The organism is Niastella sp. sgz303648, assembly GCF_059587045.1.
The window spans coordinates 1-936 of the sequence record NZ_JCAPSW010000062.1 but is presented as its reverse complement, the minus strand read 5'-3'; the positions used below and the strand labels follow the sequence as shown (position 1 = coordinate 936).

General features: G+C 42.1%; 1 protein-coding gene. It reads left to right on the top strand.

Translation table 11 applies throughout. The features are described from left to right. Window positions 1-936: hypothetical protein (locus tag AC59IL_RS38920; RefSeq protein ID WP_496557667.1), on the top strand; the 936-nt coding region annotated here is incomplete at both ends.

Below are 936 nucleotides of genomic sequence, written 5' to 3'. Positions count from 1 at the left end.
ATAAAGATACTTTGACCAATGCCGCTGGTTGTGACTCGATCGTAACCCTGACCTTAAATGTTAACCCGGTTGTAACCGGTACTCAGACGACTACAATATGCAGTAGTCAATTGCCATATGCCTGGAATAGTAACACCTATAATGCACCCGGTACTTATAAGGATACTTTGACGAGCACTGCCGGTTGTGATTCGATTGTAACGCTTACATTGAATGTTAATTCTGTAGTAACGGGCGCCCAAACCACCACTATATGTAGCAATCAATTGCCATACACCTGGAACGGAAATGTATACAATGGTGCTGGTACCTATAAGGATACGTTGACAAATGCCGCCGGTTGCGATTCGATTGTAACACTTACATTGAATGTTAACTCGGTTGTTACAGGTACTCAAACTACCACAATTTGTAGCAATCAACTGCCATTTATTTGGAATGGTAACGCTTATAATGTAGGCGGAACTTATAAAGACACGCTGATTAATGCTGCCGGTTGTGATTCGATTGTAACGCTTACATTGAATGTTAATTCTGTAGTAACGGGCACCCAAACCACCACTATATGTAGCAATCAATTGCCATACACCTGGAACGGCAATGTATACAATGGTGCTGGTACCTATAAGGATACGTTGACAAATGCCGCCGGTTGTGATTCGATTGTAACACTTACATTGAATGTAAATCCTGTAGTAACGGGCACTCAAACCATTGCTATATGCAGCAACCAATTGCCTTATGCCTGGAATGGCAACATCTACAATGCTGCAGGAACCTATAAAGATACGCTGGCCAATGCGGCAGGTTGCGATTCTATCGTAACCCTGACCTTAAATGTAAATCCTGCTGTAACTGGTACTCAAATCACTACAATATGTAGCAACCAATTACCATACACCTGGAATGGAAATGTATATAACGCGGCTGGTACTT